Raw genomic sequence first — 21,474 nt, 5'->3', positions numbered from 1 at the left:
GTCGACACCAGTAGCATCCGCCGCTGCCGCATCCCCGCGTCCCGCCCCATGACTGGAAAGCACAGACCCCGCCGATGAGCTTCGCGCTGTTCCTGCTCTACGTCTTCATGAGCTTCTTCCGCCCGATCGAGCTGTACGCGCCCGAGCTGGGCGAGTACCGCCCGATGATGCTCATCTGGGGCATCGCCTTCGTGAGCGCCCTGACCCGGTCGGTGCTGCGCCGCGAACTGGCCGCCCGCCGGCTGCACCTGGGCCTGCTGCTGGGCCTGACCACGATGGTGGCGCTGTCGCAGGTCTTCATCGGCTGGACCGGCGGCGCGATGGCCTCGCTGTCGACCTTCAGCCCGTCGCTGATGCTGTTCGTGCTGGTCATCCTCAACGTCACGACCCTCGGGCGGCTGAAGGCGTCGGTGATCGTCCTGGCGCTGGCCATGGTCGGCGCGGGCGCGGTCAGCATCCAGGCCTACCGGACCGGCGTGAATGCGCCGCTGCTGGTGGTCAGCCAGATCACCCCCGCGCTGGAGCAGGCCGAGGCCGACGGACAGGACCTCAGCGAGGTGGTCAAGTCCGAGATCGTGCCGGCCAAGGACACCTCCGGCTGGTACCTCTGGCGCATCCGCGGCGCGGGCTTCCTCAACGATCCGAACGACTTCGCCCAGGCCATGGTGATGCTGCTGCCGCTGCTGCTGGCCTTCTGGCGTCGCGGCGCCTGGCTGCGCAACACGCTGATGGTGCTGGCGCCCGGTGCCCTGCTGGGCTATGCCATGTACCTGACCCAGTCGCGCGGCGCGATCGTCGGCGTCGGCGCGATGGTGATGGCGGGTTTCGCGCACCGCTATGGACGCACCCGCACGCTGTTGATCGGCGGCGTGCTGGTGGCGATCGCGGCCGCCGGCAGCCTGGCCACCGGCGGGCGCGGCTTCTCGTCGAAGGAGCGTTCGGCCGAGGAGCGCATCGAGTCCTGGCATGTCGGCCTGCAGCTCCTGCGCGAGCACCCGCTCTCGGGTGCCGGCTTCGGCAACTTCACCGATCACCACTACCTGACCGCCCACAACTCCTACGTGCTCGCCTTCGCCGAGCTGGGGCTGGTGGGCTACTTCTTCTGGCTGTCGCTGATCGTGCTGAACTTCAAGGACCTCGGCCGTGGTGTGAAGGACCTGCCGGCGACGTCCGACGAGCACCGCTGGGCGCTCCACATGCGCACCGCGCTGGTCGGCTTCCTCGCCTGTGCCTGGTTCCTGTCGCGCACCTATTCGCCGACGCTGTTCTTCCTGCTCGGCCTGGCGACCTCGGCCAGCTGGATCGCCAACCACGCCATCGCCCGGGCCAGCCTGCCGGCCGCCGCGCCGACCCGCGCCGTGACCTTCGGCCCCGCGCCCGACCCGGGTGCCGGCCTGCTGACCGAGACACCGCCCTGGCGACGCGACACCTTCGTCATGGTCATCACCACCGTGCTGGCCGTCTACGGCTTCATCGTTGTCCACCGGCTCTGAGCCGCCGCCCCCTGCTGCCCATGAACGCTCCCCTGCGCATCGCCATCGTCACCCCCATGCTGCCGGTCCCGTTCGACCAGACGCGCGGGCGCTACATCCACGAGACGGCGCGTTCGCTGGGTCGGCTCGCGACGGTGCGGACCTTCTTCCAGACCCTGCGCTACCCGCGCCTGCCGGGGCTGACCTCGCGCAGCTTCATCTACGGCGAGGTCGGCCCCGACTACACGCTCGACGGCTGCGACGTCGAGCACTACGCCTACCCGGCGCTGCCGGTGCTCACCCGCGGCCTGAACGGCCACCTGGCGAGCTGGGCGCTGACGCCGCGGGCGCGCCGCTTCCAGCCGGACGTGATGCTCGGCTACTGGGTCTACCCGGACGGCTATGCCGCGCTGCGCACCGCGCGCCAGCTGGACATCCCCTGCGTGATCGGCGCGCTCGGCTCGGACATCCACGTGCGCGACGGCCTGAACGCGCGCATGACCCGCCGCGCCATCGAGGGCGCCGATGCGCTGGTGACCGTCAGCGAGGCGATGCGCGGCTACGCCATCGCGCACTACGGCGCCGCGCCGGAGCGGGTCCACACCGTCGTCAACGGCTTCAACACCGCCGTGTTCCGGCCGATGGACCAGGCCACGCTGCGCCGCAAGCTGGGCGTGAAGGCCGACGAGAAGCTGATCGTCTACGTCGGCCGCTTCGTCGAGGCCAAGGGCATGCGCGAGCTGGTCGATGCCTTCACGACGCTGGCCCAGCGTGACCCGCGCGTCTGCCTGGCGCTGGTGGGCGACGGCACGATGAAGGCCCAGCTGATGGACCTGGTGCGCGCCACCGGCCTGACCGACCGGGTCCACCTGCCCGGCGGGCTGCCGCCCGAGCAGGTCGCCGAATGGATCAACGCGGCCGACACGCTGACCCTGCCGAGCTGGAGCGAGGGCTATCCCAACGTGGTGGTCGAGGCGGTCGCCTGCGGGCGGCCGGTGGTCGGCACCGACGTGGGCGGCATGCGCGAGATCCTCGATGCGCACAACGGCGTGCTCATCCCCGCCCGCGACACCGCCGCGCTGACCGAGGCGCTGGCCGGCGTGCTGGCCCGCCAGTGGGACCAGCAGGCCATCGCCGCGCGCATCCGGCGCACCTGGGACGACGTGGCCGCCGACACGCTGAAGGTCTGCGAGGCCGTCGTCGCGCAGCGCCGGGCGGCGGTCCACGCTTGATCCATCGCAGGTTTCCGGCGTTTTTCACGCGCACTTCTGCGCAGAGGCGCCGGCCACATCCGGTCGCCCGCAAGAGGCCTCGGCTCGCCGGGAAAACCCGATGCTAGAGTCCCGCGACCGGGGAACCCAACCCGAACACGACCCGCGTCCCGACCCTCGGAACGGCCCTGCAGCCCGACCGCTCGGGCCCTGGCTCACCGAACACAACCCACCACGCCACCCATGAGCTTCCTGCTCGCCCTCGTCGGCATCCTGCTGGCCGCGATCGTCGTCCTCGTGCTGTTCGTGCGACAGCGCAACATCCACCTCTGGCTGCGCGCGTACCTGCGCCAGGACTGGCGCGCGAAGCAGCCGGTGCCGGCCGGCACCACGAAGCACGTCATCTTCTGCTTCGTCGACCACTACGAGCCGCAGTGGAAGCAGCCGAGCTACGAGGTCGAATGCCAGCGCGTGCAACGCTGGGTGGACGACTACCCGAAGCTGTGCGAGGGCCTGCGCGACGCCGACGGCCGCCAGCCCATCCACAGCTACTTCTACCCCGGCGAGGAGTACCGCCCGGAGCACCTCGACAAGCTCGTCGCGCTGTGCCGCATGGGCCTGGGCGAGATCGAGATCCACCTGCACCACGACAAGGACACCGAGGCCGGCCTGCGCGACAAGCTGCGCTCCTTCACCCGCACGCTGGTGGACCGCCATGACGCGCTGCCGGTCGATCCGAAGACCGGCCTGCCGCAATGGGCCTTCATCCACGGCAACTGGGCGCTCGACAACGCCCATCCGGACGGCGTGGGCTGCGGCGTCGACAACGAGCTGATCGTGCTGCGCGAGGAAGGCTGCTACGTCGACTACACGCTGCCGGCCGCGCCGGACCCCTGCCAGACCTCGACCATCAACAGCATCTACTACGCCACCGACGACCCGCACCACTGCAAGTCGCACGACACCGGCCAGCGCGTGAAGGTCGGTGGCCAGGCCGAGGGCGACCTGATGCTGATCCAGGGCCCGCTGGGCTTCATGTGGCGCAACCGCAAGTTCGGCCTGATCCCGCGCATCGAGAACGGCGACGTGCGCACCAGCTCGCCGCCGACGCCCGAGCGGGTCGACCAGTGGATCGAGACCGGCGTGCACGTCGAGGGCAAGCCGGAATGGGTCTTCGTGAAGATCCACACCCACGGCACCCAGGAACGCGACACCGACACGCTGCTGGGCACGCCGATGCGGCGCGCCTTCGAGCACCTGCTGTCCAAGTACAACGACGGCCGCGAGTGGCAGACGCACTTCGTCAGCGCCCGCGAGATGTACAACATCGCCAAGGCTGCCGAGGCCGGCCTGGGCGGATCGCCCGGCCAGTACCGCGACCTGCTGATCCAGCGCCCGGCCTACCGCGTCCACCCGGACGAAGGCTCGTACGCCAAGGTGGCCTGATGGTCACCCTGTTCTGGCTGTCGGCGCTGGCCATCGCCTACGTCTACGTGATCTACCCGGCGCTGGTGGCCCTGCTGGCGCGTCGCCGGCCCGATCCGCTGGACCGCCTGTCGGTCGTCACCTCGGACCTCGACCTGCCGGCCGTGACGGTGGTGATCTCGGTCTACAACGAATCGGCGCGCATCGCGGCCAAGCTGGCCAACCTGCGCGCGCTCGACTACCCGGCCGATCGGCTGCACATCATCCTGGTCTCCGACGGCTCGACCGACGACACCGTCGCGCGCTACGCCGATGAACCGGGCATCGAGCTGATCGCGCTGCCGCAGCGGCGCGGCAAGCCGCATGCGATCAACACCGCCATGGCGCGCGTGCGCAGCCCCGTCACCCTGCTGATGGACGTGCGCCAGCGCACCGACCCGGATGCCCTGCGCCAGCTCGTGCGCACGCTGCAGCAGCCCGGCGTGGGCGCCTGCTCGGGCGAGCTGACGCACCTCGAACCCGGCAGCCGCACCGCCGCCAGCGTCGGCCTGTACTGGCGCTACGAACGGGCCATCCGCAAGGCCGAGAGCCGCATCGACTCGACCGTGGGCACGACCGGCGCCTGCTACGCGCTGCGCACCGAGCTGTTCCGTCCGATCCCGGAAGACTTCATCCTCGACGACTTCTTCGTGCCGATGGAGATCGTGCGGCAGGGCCAGCGCGTGCTGCTGCACGACGGCGTGCCGGTCTACGACGAGCTGCAGGCCGAGATCGCCGGCGAGCGCACCCGCAAGATCCGCACGCTCAGCGGCAACTACCAGGCCTTCGCGCGCATGGGCTGGCTGTTCGACCCGCGCCGCAACCGCGTCTGGCTGCAGTTCATCTCGCACAAGGTGATGCGGCTGCTGGCGCCCTGGTTCCTGCTGGCGACGCTGCTCGCCTCGGCCGGGCTGGCGGCGGACGGTTCGCCCTTCCATGCCCTGGCCTTCGTGCTGCAGGCCGCCTTCTACCTGGCCGCGCTGGCCGGCAGCCTCTCGCCGGGGCTGCGCAAGCTGCGCCTGGTGAGCCTGGCCACCGTCTTCACGCAGCTCAACCTCGCCGCCGTCTGGGGACTGTGGCGACACCTCGCCGGCCAGACCCGCGCGACCTGGGACAAGACCTGACGTCCCGGCGTCCCGACGCGCCCGTGCCCCCACCCTCTTCCCGGCCCCCGATGACCACCACCCCCCACGCCCCACCCCGACTCAAGATCGCCATCATCGGCTGCGGCAAGATCGCCGACGGCCATGTCGAACAGATCCGCGCCACCGGCCGCGGCGAGGTGGTCGCGGTGTGCGACCGCGAGCCGCTGATGGCCGAGCAGCTGGCCGTGCGGATGGGCATCCCCGGCCAGTACACCGATGCCGCCGCGATGCTGGCCGAATGCCGCCCCGACGTGGTCCACATCGCCACGCCGCCGGATTCGCACCGCTTCCTGGCCGAGCTGTGCTTCAACGCCGGCTGCCACGTCTTCATGGAAAAGCCGTTCGCGCTGACCGAGGCCCAGTCGCGCGAGATCGTCGCGCTGGCCGAGCGGGCCGGCCGGCAGGTCGGCGTCAACTACCTCTACAACTACGAGCCCCCGGGCCTGGAGCTGGCGCAGTGGGTCGCCGGCGGCCAGCTCGGCGAGATCGTCCACCTCGACACCAGCTATGGCTACAACCTGGCCGGCGACTACGGCCTGGCCGTCATGTCGGACCCGAACCACTGGGTCCACCGCCTGCCCGGCAAGCTGTTCCACAACGTGCTCGACCACGTGCTCGCCAAGGTCGTGCCCTTCCTGGGCGACGAGATCGAGACCCAGGTGCTGGCCTTCCGCCGCCGAGGCCCGACCGGCTCGGCCATCGTCGACGCGATGCCCGACGAGCTGCGCTTCATCCTGCGCAGCGGCCGCATCACCGTGACCGGCAACGTCAGCGCGCATGGCCGGCCGGTGCAGCACCAGCTGCGCGTGATCGGCACGCAGGACTCGCTGGAGCTGGACTACACCACCCGCACGCTGGTGCGCACCGCGCGCTGGTCGCAGCCGAGCGCGCTCGGCCGGCTGTTCCCGGCCTGGGTGCAGGCGCGGCAGTTCGCCGGCAACGGGTGGCGCAACCTGGGCCGCTTCCGCCGCCACGAGTACCACTACTTCCAGTGCATGCGCGAGCTGCTCGCGCGCTACTACGACGCCGTCGAGGCCAAGGGCCCGGCCCCGCTGCCGGCCGCGCAGATCTTGCGCGTGACCCGCATCATCGACCAGATCGTCGAGGGCATTGCCCGCCAGGAAGCCGTCGCGACGGCCGCGACGGCCACGCCGGCCGCGCGCAACGACGCCCCGACCGAGGCCCACGCATGAAAGTCCTGCTCACCGGATCGGCCGGTTTCCTCGGCCGCCAGATCGCCCGCAGCCTGCTCGCGCAAGGCGTCACCGACCTGCGCCTGCACGTGCGCAACGTCGGCCCGAGCGAGGCCGTCGACGCGCTGCGGCGCGACTTCCCCGCCGCCACGATCGAGCTGGTCGGCGCCAACCTGCTGAGCCGGCCGGCGGTCGACGCCGCGATGCTGGGCGTGCACACCGTCGTGCATGCCGCGGCCGGCATGAAGGGCGCGGCGGCCGACATGTTCGCCAACACCGTGGTCGCCAGCCGCAACGTGTTCGAGGCCGCCGGTGCGGCCGGCGTCAGGCGCCTGGTGCTGATCAGCTCCTTCTCGGTCTACCGCACCGAGGCGCTGGGCGCCGGATCGCTGCTGGCCGATGACCACCCGATCGAGCCGGTCGGCGTCGAGCGCGGTGCCTACGGCTACGCCAAGACGCGCCAGGAACACCTGCTGCGCGAATGCAAGGCGCGGCATGGCTACGAGACCGTCGTGCTGCGCCCCGGCGTGATCTACGGCCCCGGCGGCGGCGCGTTCTCCTCGCGGGTCGGCCTGAACGTGATGGGCTGGTTCTTCAGCCTCGGTGGACCGGCCCTGCTGCCGCTGACCTACGTCGACAACTGCGCCGATGCGGTCGCGCGGGCGACGCTGCACGCGGCCGATGGCAGCAGCTTCAGCGTCGTCGACGACGAGTTGCCGACCTGCGCGCAATACCTCGCCGGCTACCGCCGCCACGTCCGCAAGCTGCGCGTGATCCGCCTGCCGTTCTGGCTGTTCATGTGGGGCGCGCGCCGGCTGGTGGCCTACCACGAACGCTCGAAGGGCCAGCTGCCGGCGGTCTTCACGCCCTACGTGGTGCGCTCGATGTACACGCCGCTGCGCTACACCAACGCCGGCCTGAAGGCGATCGGCTGGACGCAGCGCGTGCCGACCTCGGACGGCCTGGGCCAGACCTGGACCTGGCTGAAGGCCAACGGCAAGTGAGGCCGGTGGCGGCCGCGGCGGGTCCTGGCCGCCGCAACCGTCAGCCCATGCGCTGCCGGTAGAAGGCGTCGTAGGCCCGCGCCAGCGTGGCCACCGAGGCATGCTCGCGCACCCAGGCGCTGGCCGATGCGGCCAGCCGCACCCGCAGGGACGGGTCGTCCAGCAGGCGCAGCATCGCCTCCATCAGCGACGAGCCGTCGTCGGCCGGCACCAGCAGGCCGGTCTCGCCGTCGCGGACGATCTCGGGGTTGCCGCCGACGGCCGTCGCGACGATGGCCAGCCGGTTGGCGGCCGCCTCCAGCAGCGCGATCGACAGGCCCTCGGTGCGCGAAGGCAGCGCGAACACGTCGAAGCCCACCGTCAAGTCGGCCACATCGCGGCGCTGGCCCAGCAGCCGCACCTTGTCGCCGAGGCCGAGCGCATCGATGCGCGCCTGCAGCTCGTCGTGCAGCGGGCCGCTGCCGATCAGGACCAGCCGGGCGCGCGGCTCGCATTCGAGCAGCGCGGGCATCTGGTCGATCAGCAGGCGGTGGTTCTTCAGCTCGACCAGCCGGCCGACCGCGCCGATCAGCAGCTCGTCGGCGGCCACGCCCATCGTGGCGCGGGCGCGCTCGCGGCGCTCGGGCGACCAGCCGAAACGCTCGACCGGGATGCCGTTGAGCACGGTCACCGCGCGGCTGGCCGGCACATAGCCTTCACCGACGAACCTGTCGTGGACCTGCCGGCCCACCATCGCCACGCCGGCGGTGTGGCGCAAGGACCAGCGGTAGAGCCGGCGCAGCCGCGCGTTCGACAGCCGCGTGCCCATGTCGTGGGTCGTGCTGACCAGCGTCGGCTTGCGCCACAGCAGGCCCCAGGTCGCGACCGCAGCGTGGTAGTTCGGCACGAAGTTGTGGCTGTGCACGAGCTCGATGCGACGCTCGATCACCGTCCGGCGCAGCAGGCGCAGCAGCTTCAGGTCGGCCGAGCCCTGCTTGTGGCCGATCAGCACGGGAATCCCGGCCGCCTCGAGTTCGCCCACCAGGCCGGTCGTGGCCTGCAGGCTGAAGACGGCGACCTCATGGCCGATGCGCTTCTGTTCGATCGCGAGGTCGGTCACGACCCGCTCCAGTCCCCCGAATTCGAGGGAATCCACCACGTGCAACACGCGCATTCCGAGGGCTCTCCGCCTTGCAATGAAAACCAGACCGGACAATCCGGCCGCGCATGCTAGCGGTCAGTCCGCAGCCCACCGGACCGCTGTCGCGGACACGACACCCTCAGGAGTTCACATGCCACGCAAGGCCCGAATATCTGCTGCCCACCGCTGCCTGCTCCTGTTCGCGCTGATCGGCGGCCTGCCCGGCAGCCTGGCGATGGCGCAGCGCGTGATCGTGCCCAGCGAGGCCTCCGGCCAGGAGATCCCGGGCGCGATGCCCGGCAGCGCGTCCGACGCGGGCGCCAGCAGCGGCCCAGGCGAGGCCGGCCGGCCCGCCGCATCTGGCGCATCCACCTTGCCCGTCACCTTGCCTGCGGACACCGAGCCCTGGCCGCCCGCGCCCCGGCCGCTGGTGCCGGCCAACGGCTGCTCGACCGCACTCAAGGGCAGCGGCACCACCTACGACGTCGGCCCCGGCAAGCCCCTGACCGAGCTGGACCAGGTGCCCTGGCTGAGCCTGCAGGCCGGCGACGTCGTCAACATCCACCACCGCGCGCAGCCCTACCGGGCCAAGGTCGGCCTGCGTGCGCAAGGCAGCGAGACGGCGCCGGTCGTGATCAACGGCGTCACCGATGCCGACTGCCGCAAGCCCGAGGTCAGCGGCGCGAACGCGGTGACCGCGCGGGACGCCATCGCGCGTCGCTTCTTCAACAAGGAACACAGCGAGAACCTGGGCGTGTTCACGCTGTTCCGCGCCCCCGGCGACCCGTTCGGCCATCGCGCCAAGCACATCCACTTCCGCAACCTCACCATCACCGACGGCCACCCGCAGTCGATCTACACCGCGCAGGACGGCAGCACCGGCCGCTACTCGCGCGGCGCGGCCGGCATCTATGCGGTCACGGTCGAGCACCTGGTGGTCGAGAACTGCGACATCACGCGCAACGGCAACGGTGTCTTCGTCAACAGCAAGTCGCGCGAGGAAGCCAGCGACCACGTCATCGTGCGCAACAGCCGGCTGTGGGACAACGGCGTGCCGGGCAGCTGGTTCGAGCACAACCTCTACATCCAGACCCGCCGCGCGCTCTACGAAGGCAACTTCATCGGCCAGCTGATGGCGGGCGCCCGAGGCTCGTCCATGAAGGACCGGTCGAGCGCCACGGTCGTGCGCTTCAACCACGTCATCGCTGCGGCCCGCGCGATCGACCTGGTCGAGATCGAGGACGGCGTGCCCCAGGTCGTCGGCGACCCGCTCTATCCCCATGCCTGGGTGTACGGCAACCTGATCGAGAACGACACCCGGCTGGGCGCCGGTCGGGCCTGGTCGATCAAGATGATCCACTGGGGCGGCGACAACGACCCGCGCCACTTCCGCCGCGGCACCCTCCACTTCTATGCCAACACGGTGCGCGTGCGGGTCGACCGCAACGAGCAGTGGTGGGTCGCCCTGTTCGACCTGCCCGGTCCGGAACAGCGCGTGCTCCTGCGCGGCAACATCATCCAGAACCTCGGCAGCGCCGAGCTTCGGCTCGGCCTGGAGCGCGGCACGATCGAGACGGCCGACACCAACCTCTTCAGCGGCAAGCGGGTCGATGGTCCGCCCGGACATGACCTGCGCCTGCGCATCGGCGGGCGCGTGATCGACGTCGCCGAGGCCGGCCTCGACGGCTACGGCCGGCCACGCCCCGGTGCGGCAGGCAACGACCTCGGCCGCCTCGCCCCGCTGACCATGCCAGCCGGCGCGGCGGCCGAGAACCTCGGCGTGACCCATCAGCACGTGAACTCCGGCCGCCTCGCGCCCCGGCCGCAGACCGGCTCCGCCCCCGACCTCGGCGCCTTCGAGCTCATGCCGTGAGCCACCCCCCCGATCGGGTGATCAAAGGGAATCCCGACTGAAACCCGCGTCCATCCCGAATCAATCACGAATCGATCACGAACTGAAAGAGGCTCACTCGATGAGCCACCCCGCCCGGCGTGCGGCCTGTAGCCGAATGTCAGCAAGCGCATCGAATGGTCAGCCGGGTTGCCATTCGACCGTCACCCGCATGGGTCGCCAGGCCCCCATCGGGCCACACCTTGTTGCAAGATCGCCCGTCGCGGGCGTGAACTGCTGCACGCCGATGCGACGAAGCAACCCTCGACTTGAGGCGGCACAGTTGCCGCGATCGAATTTGCGTGTCAGGTGTAAGCAGGCCGGCCCGGACGCCGCGCTTACCTTTGCGGCCCTTTGCTAACCGGCCCCGTTCCAGCCCCGCCGATAGTGATCCCACGACAACACGGTCCGTCCCCCACCAGGACCGCCACGACGAAGGGATCACCGATGTACACCCCCGAGCACACCCCCGAGAACACCCCCCGGCACGCCCGTCCCCTGGCCCTGATGATGGGCTGGATCCTGCTCAGCAGCCTGGCCGCCTGCGGTGGCGGCGGCGACGCCAGCACCGACACGACCGTCGCCGCCGACACGGCCGCCGCGACCGACGCCGAGGCGCTGCGCCGCCGTCGCAACTGGTCCCCGGCTCCCACGCCGGCACCGGCCCCCGCACCCGCACCTGCGCCGGCACCTGCCCCAGCGCCCGCCCCGGCCCCTGCGCCCGTTCCGGCCCCGGCCCCCGCACCGGCACCCGCACCGTCTCCCGCGCCTGCACCGGTCCCTGCCCCTTCCACCGGCGGCGCCGCCCCGGCCGTGCTGGGCCTGAGTGCCTGCCTGCCTTCCGGCGTGGCCGGCGCGACCGACTACCAGGTCGGTGCCGGCAAGACCTACACCGCCCTGCACCAGGTGCCCTGGGAAAGCCTGAAGGCCGGCGACACCGTGCGGATCTTCTACAGCGCGACGCCCTACAAGGGCAAGTTCCTGATCGCCGCGCAGGGCACGGCCAGCGCGCCGGTGCGGGTGTGCGGCGTGCGCGGCCCGAACAACGAACGGCCCGTCATCGACGGCAACGGCGCCGTCAGCCGAACCCAGCTCGCCTCGGCCTACGGCAGCAGCGCCAGCGTCAGCGACATCCACCAGAACCGCTCGATCATCGTCATCAAGCAGCTGGCCACGCAGGCCTACCAGGCCTATCCGCAGCACGTGCAGATCGACGGCCTGGCGATCCGCTCGGCCCACCCGAGCTACACCTTCACCGATGCCAGCGGCGCGACGAAGAACTACGCGATGTTCGGGGCCTGCGTCTGGGTCGAGCGCGGCCACAACGTGACCCTGGCCGACAACGAGATCAGCGACTGCCAGATGGCGATCTTCAGCAAGTCGAGCGACGAAGGCGAGTTCGCCCGCACCCGCAACCTGCGCGTGGCCGGCAACACCTTCAGCAACAGCGGCATCGCCAACGACTGGTTCGAGCACACCACCTACCTGCAGAGCGTGGGACTGACCCTCGAATACAACCGCTACCTGACGATGCGCACCGGCGCGACCGGCAACCAGCACAAGGACCGCTCGGTCGGCAGCGTGATCCGCTACAACTACTTCGAGGGCGGCGCGCACAGCCTGGACCTGGTCGAAGCCGAGGACTTCTACCTCTACGCGACCTCCGACCCGGCCTACCGCAGCACCTTCGTGTACGGCAACATCCTCAAGCAGGGCACCGGCGCGCGCGCCTTCGTCCACTACGGTGGTGACCACTTCGGCTCCACGCCGGGTGCGAACTGGGGTGAGGGCAACTTCCGCAAGGGCACGCTCTACTTCTTCAACAACACCACCTACGCCACCGGCTCGGTCAAGCTGTTCCGCATCTCGACGACCGACGAGACGGTCCAGGCCTGGAACAACGTGTTCAACGGTGACGCCGCGGTGGTGCTGCGTGAAGCCGAGAACGACGGCGTCGGCACCAGCTGGGTCAAGGACGGCAACCTGAACCTGGGCATCAACTGGATCCGCAGCGGCTGGCTGGCCAACAAGGCCGGCGTGACGCTGCGGGGCAGCGTGACCGGCACCGCCAACCTGATGGTCGGCACCGGTGCGCCCTACGACGCCAGCAGCTACGCACCGCTGACCGGCTCGGCCGCTGTCGACACCGGCGTGGCCAGCCTGGCCGCCGCCAGCGCCCATCCGGTCAACCGCCAGCTCGATGCGAACCGGCTGCCGGTGGTGCGCAACGTCAACGGCGCGGCGATCGACCTGGGCGCGGTCGAACGCTGATCGGCCCGAAGACATCGGCCCGCACGGGGCCGATCCGAGACCCGGTGTCCACCATGGCACCGGGTCTTTTTCATCTCCGGCCGCTTCCGTGAGGAGTCAACGGCCCGGCAGTGACGGATGCACGGATGACGCCGGCCAGGCCATGCGGCTGACTTGGCCTCGCCACCGGGCAGGGACATGCTTGCAGGCCCGACTCCGACCCATCCTGATGCTGACTTCCTGCACCTCGCCGTCCCGCATGTCCGATGACCGCGCCGGGCGCCTCCTTGCCCGGATGGCCCGGTTGGCCCGGCTGGCAGGCGCCATCCTGGCCACGACGCTGGCCAGCGCCTGTGGCAGCGGCTCCGGATCGGGTGGCCCCGGCCTGCAGGACCGCGGCGCACCCGCGCCGGCATCGTCCGCTGCGCCGCAGGCCGCCCTGGCGCTGGCGGCGTGCCAGCCTTCGGGCATCGCCGGCGCGGTCGACCATGCCGTCGGGCCGGGCCAGCGCTACACCGAGCTGGACCAGGTGCCATGGGAAAGCCTGAAGGCCGGCGACACGGTCCGCATCCTGCCGCGCCCGACACCCTACAAGGGCAAGTTCATGATCTCCGCCCAGGGCACCGCGCAGGCCCCGGTGCGGATCTGCGGCGTGCGCAACAGCCTGGATGAACGGCCCACCATCGACGGCCACGGCGCCGTGGCGCGGCGCGCGCTGGCACCGCTCTATGCCAACACGCCAGCCGATCGCGACATCCACGAAGGCCGCTCGATCATCGTCATCAAGCACGATGCACGCGCCTACACCGGCCTGCCCAGCCACATCCAGATCGACGGCCTGCACCTGACCCGAGCGCATCCGGACTACGCCTTCGTCGACTCCGGTGGCAATGTCCGGAACTACCTCGACTTCGGCGCCGCGATCTGGGTCGAACGCGGCCACCACATCACCCTGGCGGACAACGAGATCACCGACAGCCAGATGGCGGTCTTCACCAAGTCCAACGACGACAGCATCGACCAGAACGACTTCACCGTGACCCAGGACATCCGGATCGCGGGCAACGACTTCTCCGGCATGGGCATCGGCGGCAGCGACCGGATGCACACGACCTACACCGCCAGCCAGGGCATCGTCATCGAGTTCAACCGCTACCGCGCGCTGCGCAGCGGGGCCGGTGGCAACTCGATCAAGGACCGCTCCTCCGGCACGGTGGTGCGCTACAACCTGATCGAGGCCGGCGCCCATGCCATCGACCTGGTCGAGGCCGAGGACTTTCCCCGCACCGCGACCCGCGACCCGGCCTACCGCCTCAGCCATGTCTATGGCAACGTCATCGTCAAGAGCGGGGACACCGGCAGCGTCATCCACTACGGCGGTGACCACTACGGCTCGGCGCCGGGCGGGAGCTGGGGCGAGCCCAACTTCCGCAAGGGCACGCTCTACTTCTTCCACAACACGCTGGTGATCGGCGGGGGCAGCGCCCGGCTGTTCCAGCTCGCGACCACCGAAGAGACCGCCCAGGTCTGGAACAACGTCTTCGTCATGCGCGACAGCGTCAGCCTCTCGCAGCGCAACGTGCGGCAATCCACCGACCTGAACGGCAGCGCCTGGACCCCCGGCGGCATCGTCGAACTCGGCCAGAACTGGATCTCGACCGGCTGGCAGGACTCCGACGCCGATCACGCCGTGCCCGGCGCCCTGAACGGCACGGCCAACCTGCGCAGCGGGACCACCTCGCCGCTCGATCCAGCCACGCTGGTGCCGCTGGCCGGCAGCGTGCCGGTCGATGCCGCGCAAGCGGGCGTGGGTGCCGCCGCGGGCATCACGCCGGTCTACCAGATCTCGGTCAATGGCCGGGTCTCGGCGCGGACCCGCAACGGCGCGGCCCTGGACATGGGCGCGCTGGAACGCTGAGGTCCTCTCGGCCCGGTGCATCCGCCCGGCCGATCCGCCCGGCCCCTCAGCCCAGCCCTTCCCCCACCAGCGCCTCGCGCACCGCGCTGAGCTGGCGGCGAGAGACCGCCAGCCATTCGCCGTCCGGGTCGACGCAGACCGCCCAGCCCTCGCCCTGCTCGGCCGCCTCGCCCATCGAGCCCGGCCGGCGCTGCAGCGAGCGCACCGCCCGCAGCGCGACGATGGCGTTGCGGTGGATGCGCACGAAGCGCGGGCCGAGCCGAAGCTCCAGCTCGGCCAGCGACTCATCGAGCACCAGCGTGCGCGTGGCCGTGCGCACCGTCACGTACTTCTGCTCGGCCTTGAGCACCAGCACCTCCGACATCGCCAGGCGCTGGCGCGTGCCGCGGTCGGCGATCCACAGCATCGGCTCGTCGGGCGACGGCCCGTCCAGCGGCGCAGGCAGCGTCGCGGCGGTCGGGAGCGCCTGCGGATGGGTGTCGCTCCAGCCGCGCGCGACGCGGGCCAGCGCCTCCTGCAGGCGGGCCCGGCGCACCGGCTTGGTCAGGTAGTCCAGCGCCTGGACCTCGAAGGCCTGCAGCGCATGCTCGACATGCGCGGTCACGAACACCACCGACGGCGGATGGGCCTGGTGACGCAGCCGCGCGGCCAGCTGCAGGCCATCCAGCCCCGGCATGTGGATGTCCAGCAGCAGCAGGTCGCAGCGGTGCAGGGCCAGCCATTCCAGCGCGGCCGAGGCACTGCCCAGCTCGGCGACGACCTGCGCCGGCGGGGCCAGGCAGTCGCCCAGCAGCGTGCGCAGGCGCAGCCGCGCGAGCGGCTCGTCGTCGACGATGGCGACCCGCAGCGGCGCACCGAGCGCAGCCGGCCGTGTCGAGGGATCCCCGTCGTGATCGGCCATCGCGCGTGTCTCAGCGGTCGTTCAAGGGCACCGCGATGCGCACGCGGTAGCGGTCGGCGGCGATCACGCCGGCCTCGAAACGCATGGTCAGGTCGTGCAGCAGCATCAGCCGCTCGCGCACGTTGCGCAGCGCCATGCCCTGGCCCCTGGCACGCATGCCGGCGGCCGCGCGGGTCTCAGCCGCGCGCGGCAGCGTGTTGGTCACGCTGATCAGCGCCTGGCCCTTGTGGGCCTGCGTGCGCACGTGCACCACGCCGCCCTCGGCCGCCGGCTCGATGCCGTGCTTGACGGCGTTCTCGACCAGCGGTTGCAGCAGCAGCGTCGGCACGCGCGCCGTGTCGGTCGCCGCGTCGAGCTGCCAGATCACCTGCAGCCGCTTGCCGAAGCGCACCTGCTCGATCGCCAGGTAGCGCCGCGCCAGCTCGACCTCCTCGCCCAGCGTGGCCTGGTCACCCGAGCCAACGAGCGCGGCACGGAACAGCTCGGAGAGGTCCTCCAGCACGTCCTCGGCCTTGGCCGGATCGACCCGCACCAGCGCGACCGCGCTGTTCAGCGCGTTGAACAGGAAATGCGGCCGGATGCGCGACTGCAGCTCCGCCAGCCGCGCCACCGTGCTCGCCGGCAGACGCAGCCGGGCGCGCAGCTGCAGGCCCTGGAACAGCGTGGCGGCCAGCGCCGCACCGGTTGCCAGCGGCGCCAGCACGCCCAGGCCGGACGGCGCGACCAGCCCCAGCTGCACGATCAGGCCCCACGGCAGCGCCGCGCACAGCGCGCCCAGGCCGCACATCGCCGCCCACTGGCCGGCCAGCGGCAGGCGTTCCCAGCGCGCGCGCAGGGCGCAGACCAGCGCCAGCCACATCAGCGTGGCGGGCAGCGCCATGGCCACCACCAGCGCGCTGCGGGCCAGCCAGTCGGCCGGGTCGACCGCGACATGGGCCAGCCCGAGCACCAGCACGCCATGCACCGCCAGCAGCGCGCGCAGCACCACGCCGGCCTGGCAGACGTCGAAGGCGGAAGCCTCGGCCTGGCCCGCGGGTGGGCGAGGGATGGGCAAGGCGTCAGCGGGCGGGGTGCGCAGCGCCGGGTCGCCGGGTCGCGGCGGCTCGTCGAGCCGGCCGTGGCCGGTCGCCACGCCGGTCAAGCCGGCCGGCGAGGTGACGTCGCCGTTCTGCAGCAGCAGGTCGTCCAGCCAGGTGGTCGGGCCCATGTCGGCATCGTCGCGGGCCGGCGCCGAAGGGCGCGGCGGCGGCACGTCGGCCGGACGGGACACGGGGCGGTCGGACATCGGAAGGGGCTCCCTACAATCTCGACATTCTCCCCAAAAGCATCGCCAACGCGCCATGAGCACCCACCAACTCGACACCAAGTCCCAGGCCTGGTCGGCCCTGTTCTCCGAGCCGATGAGCGAGCTGGTCAAGCGCTACACCGCCAGCGTCTTCTTCGACAAGCGGCTCTGGCAGGCCGACATCGACGGCAGCCTCGCGCATGCCGACATGCTGGCCGCGCAAGGGATCATCGGCGCGCAGGACCTGGCCGACATCCAGCGCGGCATGGTGCAGGTCCGCGCCGAGATCGAGTCCGGCAGCTTCGACTGGAAGCTCGAACTGGAGGACGTCCACCTCAACATCGAGGCCCGCCTGACCCAGCTGGTCGGCGACGCCGGCAAGCGCCTGCACACCGGCCGCAGCCGCAACGACCAGGTCGCCACCGACGTGCGCCTGTGGCTGCGCGGCGAGATCGACGCCATCGCCCTGCTGCTGGTCGACATGCAGCGTGCGCTGGTGCATGTGGCGAGCGAGAACGTCGACGCCATCCTGCCGGGCTTCACGCACCTGCAGGTGGCTCAGCCGGTGAGCTTCGCCCACCACCTGCTGGCCTATGTCGAGATGTTCGCGCGCGATGCCGAGCGGCTCGCCGACCTGCGTCGCCGCGTCAACCGGCTGCCGCTCGGATCGGCCGCGCTGGCCGGCACCAGCTACCCGCTGGACCGCGAGCGCGTGGCCCGCACGCTGGGCTTCGAGGGCGTCTGCCAGAACAGCCTGGATGCGGTCAGCGACCGCGACTTCGCCATCGAGTTCAGCGGCTTCGCCACGCTGGTGATGGTGCATGTCTCGCGCCTGGCCGAGGAGATCGTGATCTGGATGAGCCAGAACTTCGGCTTCATCAACCTGTCGGACCGCTACTGCACCGGCTCATCGATCATGCCGCAGAAGCGCAACCCCGACGTGGCCGAGCTGGCACGCGGCAAGAGCGGTCGCGTGGTCGGTCACCTGATGGGCCTGATCACCTTGATGAAGGGCCAGCCGCTGGCCTACAACAAGGACAACCAGGAAGACAAGGAACCGCTGTTCGACACGGTCGACACGGTCAAGGACACGCTGCGCATCATGGCCGAGATGATCGGCGGCGAAGTGGCCGCCGACGGCACGCGCAGCGCCGGCCTGCAGGTCCGGCGCGACGCGATGGAGCGGGCCGCGCTGCGCGGCTACGCAACGGCCACCGACCTGGCCGACTACCTCGTCAAGAAGGGCCTGCCCTTCCGCGACGCGCACGAGGTCGTCGCCCACGCGGTCAAGACCGCGATCGGCCTGGGCCAGGACCTGTCGGAACTGCCGCTGTCCACGCTGCAGGGCTTCGATGCCCGCATCGAGGCCGACGTCGCCGAGGCCCTGACGCTGTCCGGCTCGCTCAACGCCCGCAACACGCTGGGCGGCACCGCCCCGGCCCAGGTGCGCGCCCAGATCGCGCGCCACCAGGCCCGCCTGGCCTGAGCCCCCCTCGCGATGCACCGATGACCGCCGCCGCCGAGCGCCTCGCGGTCATCGGCCCCGATCCGGCGGCCTGTGCGCGACTGCGACAGGCGCTGATCGACGGGAAAGCCGACCAACACGACGTTCTTGACGCATCCCCGCTCGCGCAGGCGATCCTCGCCGGCCATGCGCCGGACTGGCCGGCGGGCGTCTTCTTCGTGCTGATCGGCCCCATCGACGGCCCGCTCGACGGCCGCGCCACGCCAGCGGACTCGGCGCTGCGCTCGGCGATGTTCCGCGCGGGCGTCGAACACGCGGTGCTGTCAGGGCCTGCGGCGGGCCATGCCGATGCGGCTGGCGCCACTTGGCGGGCACGGCGCGCGGCCCGGAGCCTCGATGAACACGGGGATCGCGGGCAGCGGCCTGTCTGGCGACATGCCTGCGGGCGGTGCGGGGATGGGGCGTGTGAGGCGAGGCTGTTCGAGACATTGAGGGCGGGCCGCCATGCCTGACGTGCATCGGCCTGAGGTCGACCCCCGCCGCTCACGATCCGAAGCGTTTCGAGAACGCAAAAACTACTGTTTCAAGTAGCTGGCAGCACCGCGCAAGCTGCCTAGCCTGCGACCTTCCAGGGGAGCAGGTCCGACACGACAGGTTCAGTCCATGAACCGGCACGGATGCGATGCCCCCTGCACGGGTTGGGAGCAAGCGCATGGACAGGGTCAAAGGCAGCCGGGACGGTTCGCCCGCAGGGTGGGTGTCCTTGAGCGAGGCTGCCCCGCGTGAGCGGGGATCGACCGTTCCAACACGGTCATCCGACCGGCTGTGCCGGCTGCCCTGCGTCAGCGGAGATGGGCCCGAATGACTCGTGTCAGTCGTCCGGCTCTTCGAGTTCGTCGTCTGATTCCACGCGGCCGAGGGAAAGATAGCCAATCGAGAAGATGACGAACAAGCCGACGCAGTAGGCGACAAACACCAATCCAAGCACGTTCAGGATGTTGTCGGTGAGCATGGCGGACGAGTCTATCGATGCGAATTTGCACCTGGCAAGTGACCGATTCATGTGGTTCTCGCGCCCGCATACCCTCCGTTCGGCCCGCGCCGCGGCGCAGCCCTCCGCCACAATCCCGCCCCATGGACCACAGCTTCACCTCCGCCCTCGTCCTCCTGCTGCTCGTGCTGGACCCGCTCGGCAGCATCCCCATCTTCATCTCGGTGCTGCGCGGCGTGACGCCGGAGCGGCGCACGCGGGTGGCCCTGCGGGAGGCATGCATCGCGTTCGCGGTGCTGGCGCTGTTCATGGTCGGCGGGCAGCACTTCCTGACGCTGATGCGCCTGTCGGAGCGCTCGCTTGAAGTGGCCGGCGGGGTGATCCTCATCATCATTGCCATCCGCATGATCTTCAAGGGTGGCTCGGAGATCTACGGCAGCGACGACACGGGGCGCGAGCCCTTCATCTTCCCGCTCGCGGTGCCGCTGCTGGCCGGGCCTTCGGCGATGGCCACGGTGCTGCTGCTGGCCTCGCGTCAGCCCGAGCGGCTGCTGGACTGGGCCGGTGCGCTGACCGCCGCGATGGTGATCTGCGCGACGGTGCTGCTGCTGGCCGAGAAGATCCGGGTGTGGCTCGGCGCGTCGATGGTGTCGGCGATCGAGAAGCTGATGGGCCTGGTGCTGACCGCCGTCGCCGTCGAGATGATCCTGGCCGGCCTCAAGCGCTACTTCCTGCAACCGCTCTGAGCCGATCAGAGCCGAGCCGTTCAGAGCCCGTCAGGCGATTCGAGCCAGGCCAGCTCGGCCTCGCTGAAGCCCGCGCGCAAGCGGGCCTCGCGGTTCAGCGGCGGTCGCAGCGGCGGCGCCCGGTGCCGCGCGACCAGCGTCGGGTAGAGCGTCAGCGGGTCCTCGCCGGCGCGTTCGCAGGCCCAGCGGTACCAGCGGTTGCCGATGGCGACGTGGCCGACCTCGTCGCGCAGGATGACGTCGAGGATCGCCACCGCGCGCAGGTCGCCGGCCCGCCGCAGCTTGGCCTGGATCGGCGGCGTCGCGTCCAGGCCGCGCGCCTCCAGCGTGCGCGGCACCAGCGCCATGCGGGCGATGAAGTCGTCGCGGGTGCGCCAGGTCATCGTCCACAGGCCGTCATGGCCGGGGAAGTCGCCGTAGGCATGGCCCAGCGTGGCCAGGTGCCCGGCCAGCAGCATGTGGTGGGTGGCCTCCTCGTCGGCCACCCGCAGCCAGTCGAGGTAGTAGGCCCGCGGCAGGCCGGGGAAGCGCCAGACGGCATCCAGCGCCAGGTTGATCGCGTTGAACTCGATGTGCGCGATCGCGTGCAGCAGCGCGGCGCGGCCCTCGGGGGTGTGGGGCGAGCGGGTCGGCACGTCCTTGGGCGCGACCAGCCGCGGGCGGTTCGGACGACCGGGCAGGCCGGCCGGTTCGGCGAGCACGGCGTCGACGTCCAGCGGCAGCCCCTCGGCGGCCTGCCAGAGCGCGTGCACCGCGCGCACCTTGGCCGCAGGATCGGGCATCACCAAGGCCTCCAGGGCCAGCTGTCTCAGCGTCATCCCTACAATTTTGCCTTTTGGCCCGACGCCACCCGGCGTGCGCGAGGCCCGAACAGGAACCCCCCATGCCCCTCTACCAGCTCGGCGACGTCACGCCGCAGATCGCTCCCGACGCCTTCGTCGCCCCGAACGCCACGGTGATCGGCCGGGTCGAGATGGCCGAGGGCAGCAGCGTCTGGTTCGGCGCGGTCGTGCGTGGCGACAACGAGCCGATCCGCATCGGCCGGCACAGCAACATCCAGGACAACAGCGTGCTGCACACCGACGAGGGCAAGCCGCTGACCATCGGCGAGGGCGTGACCGTCGGCCACCAGGTCATGCTGCACGGCTGCACCATCGGCGACGGCAGCCTGATCGGCATCGGCGCGGTGGTGCTCAACGGCGCGGTGATCGGGCGCGACTGCATCGTTGGCGCAGGCGCGCTGGTGACCGAGGGCAAGACCTTTCCGGACGGCAGCCTGATCGTCGGCAGCCCGGCCCGGGTGGTACGCGAGCTGACGCCCGAGCAACGGGCCGGCCTGGCGCGCAGCGCCGCCAACTACGTCGCCAACGCGCAGCGCTACGCGACGCAACTCAAGAACATCGGCTGAGGGCCCCGAC

General features: G+C 70.9%; 18 protein-coding genes. 13 read left to right on the top strand and 5 right to left on the bottom strand.

The annotated features are described in order from the left end of the window. The first annotated feature begins 74 nt into the window (after positions 1 to 74). The 6 genes from Q8X39_RS04610 to Q8X39_RS04585 all read left to right on the top strand — a co-directional run bounded on the left by Q8X39_RS04610 (position 75) and on the right by Q8X39_RS04585 (position 7,489). A complete protein-coding gene (locus Q8X39_RS04610; protein WP_305748460.1) occupies positions 75 to 1,493 on the top strand; it encodes an O-antigen ligase family protein in 1,419 nt (472 codons plus the stop codon). 20 nt (positions 1,494 to 1,513) lie between these two features. Continuing rightward, entirely contained in the window at positions 1,514 to 2,704 is a 1,191-nt protein-coding gene (locus tag Q8X39_RS04605; protein ID WP_305748459.1) for a glycosyltransferase, read from the top strand. 222 nt (positions 2,705 to 2,926) lie between these two features. After that, the gene (locus Q8X39_RS04600) at positions 2,927 to 4,129 is read left to right on the top strand and encodes a hypothetical protein (protein WP_305748458.1); all 1,203 of its coding nucleotides are present in this window, start codon (positions 2,927 to 2,929) and stop codon (positions 4,127 to 4,129) included. Next, positions 4,129 to 5,271: a glycosyltransferase family 2 protein gene (locus Q8X39_RS04595; RefSeq protein WP_305748457.1), complete on the top strand. Its 1,143-nt coding sequence runs from the start codon at positions 4,129 to 4,131 to the stop codon at positions 5,269 to 5,271. The genes Q8X39_RS04600 and Q8X39_RS04595 overlap by 1 nt, the downstream gene beginning before the upstream one ends. 50 nt (positions 5,272 to 5,321) lie before the next feature. Next, on the top strand, positions 5,322 to 6,485 hold the full coding sequence (locus Q8X39_RS04590) for a Gfo/Idh/MocA family protein (protein ID WP_305748456.1): 1,164 nt from the start codon (positions 5,322 to 5,324) through the stop codon (positions 6,483 to 6,485). After that, positions 6,482 to 7,489, top strand: a complete 1,008-nt coding sequence (locus Q8X39_RS04585) for an NAD-dependent epimerase/dehydratase family protein (protein WP_305748455.1) — start codon at positions 6,482 to 6,484, stop codon at positions 7,487 to 7,489. Before Q8X39_RS04590 ends, Q8X39_RS04585 begins: the two co-directional genes overlap by 4 nt. Positions 7,490 to 7,529: 40 nt before the next feature. On the opposite strand, the gene Q8X39_RS04580 is transcribed toward Q8X39_RS04585, so the two are convergent. Then, positions 7,530 to 8,642, bottom strand: coding sequence for a glycosyltransferase (locus Q8X39_RS04580; RefSeq protein WP_305748454.1), 1,113 nt, complete (start codon positions 8,640 to 8,642; stop codon positions 7,530 to 7,532). Positions 8,643 to 8,760: 118 nt separating this feature from the next. Between Q8X39_RS04580 and Q8X39_RS04575 the strand changes: the two genes are divergently transcribed. The 3 genes from Q8X39_RS04575 (at position 8,761) to Q8X39_RS04565 (ending at position 14,668) form a co-directional block, all read left to right on the top strand. Further along, positions 8,761 to 10,482 (top strand): right-handed parallel beta-helix repeat-containing protein, encoded by a 1,722-nt coding sequence (locus Q8X39_RS04575; RefSeq protein ID WP_305748453.1) that lies wholly within the window; start codon positions 8,761 to 8,763, stop codon positions 10,480 to 10,482. Positions 10,483 to 10,947: 465 nt separating this feature from the next. Continuing rightward, positions 10,948 to 12,771 (top strand): hypothetical protein, encoded by a 1,824-nt coding sequence (locus tag Q8X39_RS04570; RefSeq protein WP_305748452.1) that lies wholly within the window; start codon positions 10,948 to 10,950, stop codon positions 12,769 to 12,771. Positions 12,772 to 13,009: 238 nt separating this feature from the next. Further along, positions 13,010 to 14,668 (top strand): right-handed parallel beta-helix repeat-containing protein, encoded by a 1,659-nt coding sequence (locus Q8X39_RS04565; protein ID WP_305748451.1) that lies wholly within the window; start codon positions 13,010 to 13,012, stop codon positions 14,666 to 14,668. Between the two features lie 46 nt (positions 14,669 to 14,714). Here Q8X39_RS04565 and Q8X39_RS04560 read toward each other — a convergent pair whose 3' ends face one another. Together Q8X39_RS04560 and Q8X39_RS04555 are read right to left on the bottom strand one after the other, a co-directional pair. Next, entirely contained in the window at positions 14,715 to 15,569 is an 855-nt protein-coding gene (locus tag Q8X39_RS04560) for a LytR/AlgR family response regulator transcription factor (RefSeq protein ID WP_305748450.1), read from the bottom strand. Between the two features lie 10 nt (positions 15,570 to 15,579). Then, positions 15,580 to 16,854 (bottom strand): sensor histidine kinase, encoded by a 1,275-nt coding sequence (locus Q8X39_RS04555; protein ID WP_305748449.1) that lies wholly within the window; start codon positions 16,852 to 16,854, stop codon positions 15,580 to 15,582. 55 nt (positions 16,855 to 16,909) lie between these two features. On the opposite strand from Q8X39_RS04555, the gene argH reads away from it, so the two are divergent. Together argH and Q8X39_RS04545 are read left to right on the top strand one after the other, a co-directional pair. Beyond that, positions 16,910 to 18,340 (top strand): argininosuccinate lyase, encoded by a 1,431-nt coding sequence (gene argH / locus Q8X39_RS04550; protein WP_305748448.1) that lies wholly within the window; start codon positions 16,910 to 16,912, stop codon positions 18,338 to 18,340. 20 nt (positions 18,341 to 18,360) lie between these two features. Then, positions 18,361 to 18,831: a hypothetical protein gene (locus Q8X39_RS04545; protein ID WP_305748447.1), complete on the top strand. Its 471-nt coding sequence runs from the start codon at positions 18,361 to 18,363 to the stop codon at positions 18,829 to 18,831. 359 nt (positions 18,832 to 19,190) lie between these two features. Here the strand turns inward: Q8X39_RS04545 and Q8X39_RS04540 are convergent, their stop codons facing one another. Further along, entirely contained in the window at positions 19,191 to 19,331 is a 141-nt protein-coding gene (locus tag Q8X39_RS04540) for a hypothetical protein (protein WP_305748446.1), read from the bottom strand. 122 nt (positions 19,332 to 19,453) lie between these two features. Between Q8X39_RS04540 and Q8X39_RS04535 the strand changes: the two genes are divergently transcribed. Continuing rightward, entirely contained in the window at positions 19,454 to 20,056 is a 603-nt protein-coding gene (locus Q8X39_RS04535; RefSeq protein ID WP_305748445.1) for a MarC family protein, read from the top strand. A 20-nt stretch (positions 20,057 to 20,076) separates the two neighbouring features. Here Q8X39_RS04535 and Q8X39_RS04530 read toward each other — a convergent pair whose 3' ends face one another. Beyond that, positions 20,077 to 20,874: a ferritin-like domain-containing protein gene (locus tag Q8X39_RS04530; protein WP_305748444.1), complete on the bottom strand. Its 798-nt coding sequence runs from the start codon at positions 20,872 to 20,874 to the stop codon at positions 20,077 to 20,079. A gap of 65 nt (positions 20,875 to 20,939) precedes the next feature. Between Q8X39_RS04530 and Q8X39_RS04525 the strand changes: the two genes are divergently transcribed. Next, a complete protein-coding gene (locus Q8X39_RS04525; protein WP_305748443.1) occupies positions 20,940 to 21,464 on the top strand; it encodes a gamma carbonic anhydrase family protein in 525 nt (174 codons plus the stop codon). Positions 21,465 to 21,474: the final 10 nt, after the last annotated feature.

This window comes from Leptothrix discophora (genome assembly GCF_030705305.1).
Classification (GTDB): domain Bacteria; phylum Pseudomonadota; class Gammaproteobacteria; order Burkholderiales; family Burkholderiaceae_C; genus Sphaerotilus; species Sphaerotilus discophorus.
The sequence above is the reverse complement of the archived record's forward strand: the minus strand, read 5'-3'. Positions and strand labels throughout refer to the sequence as shown.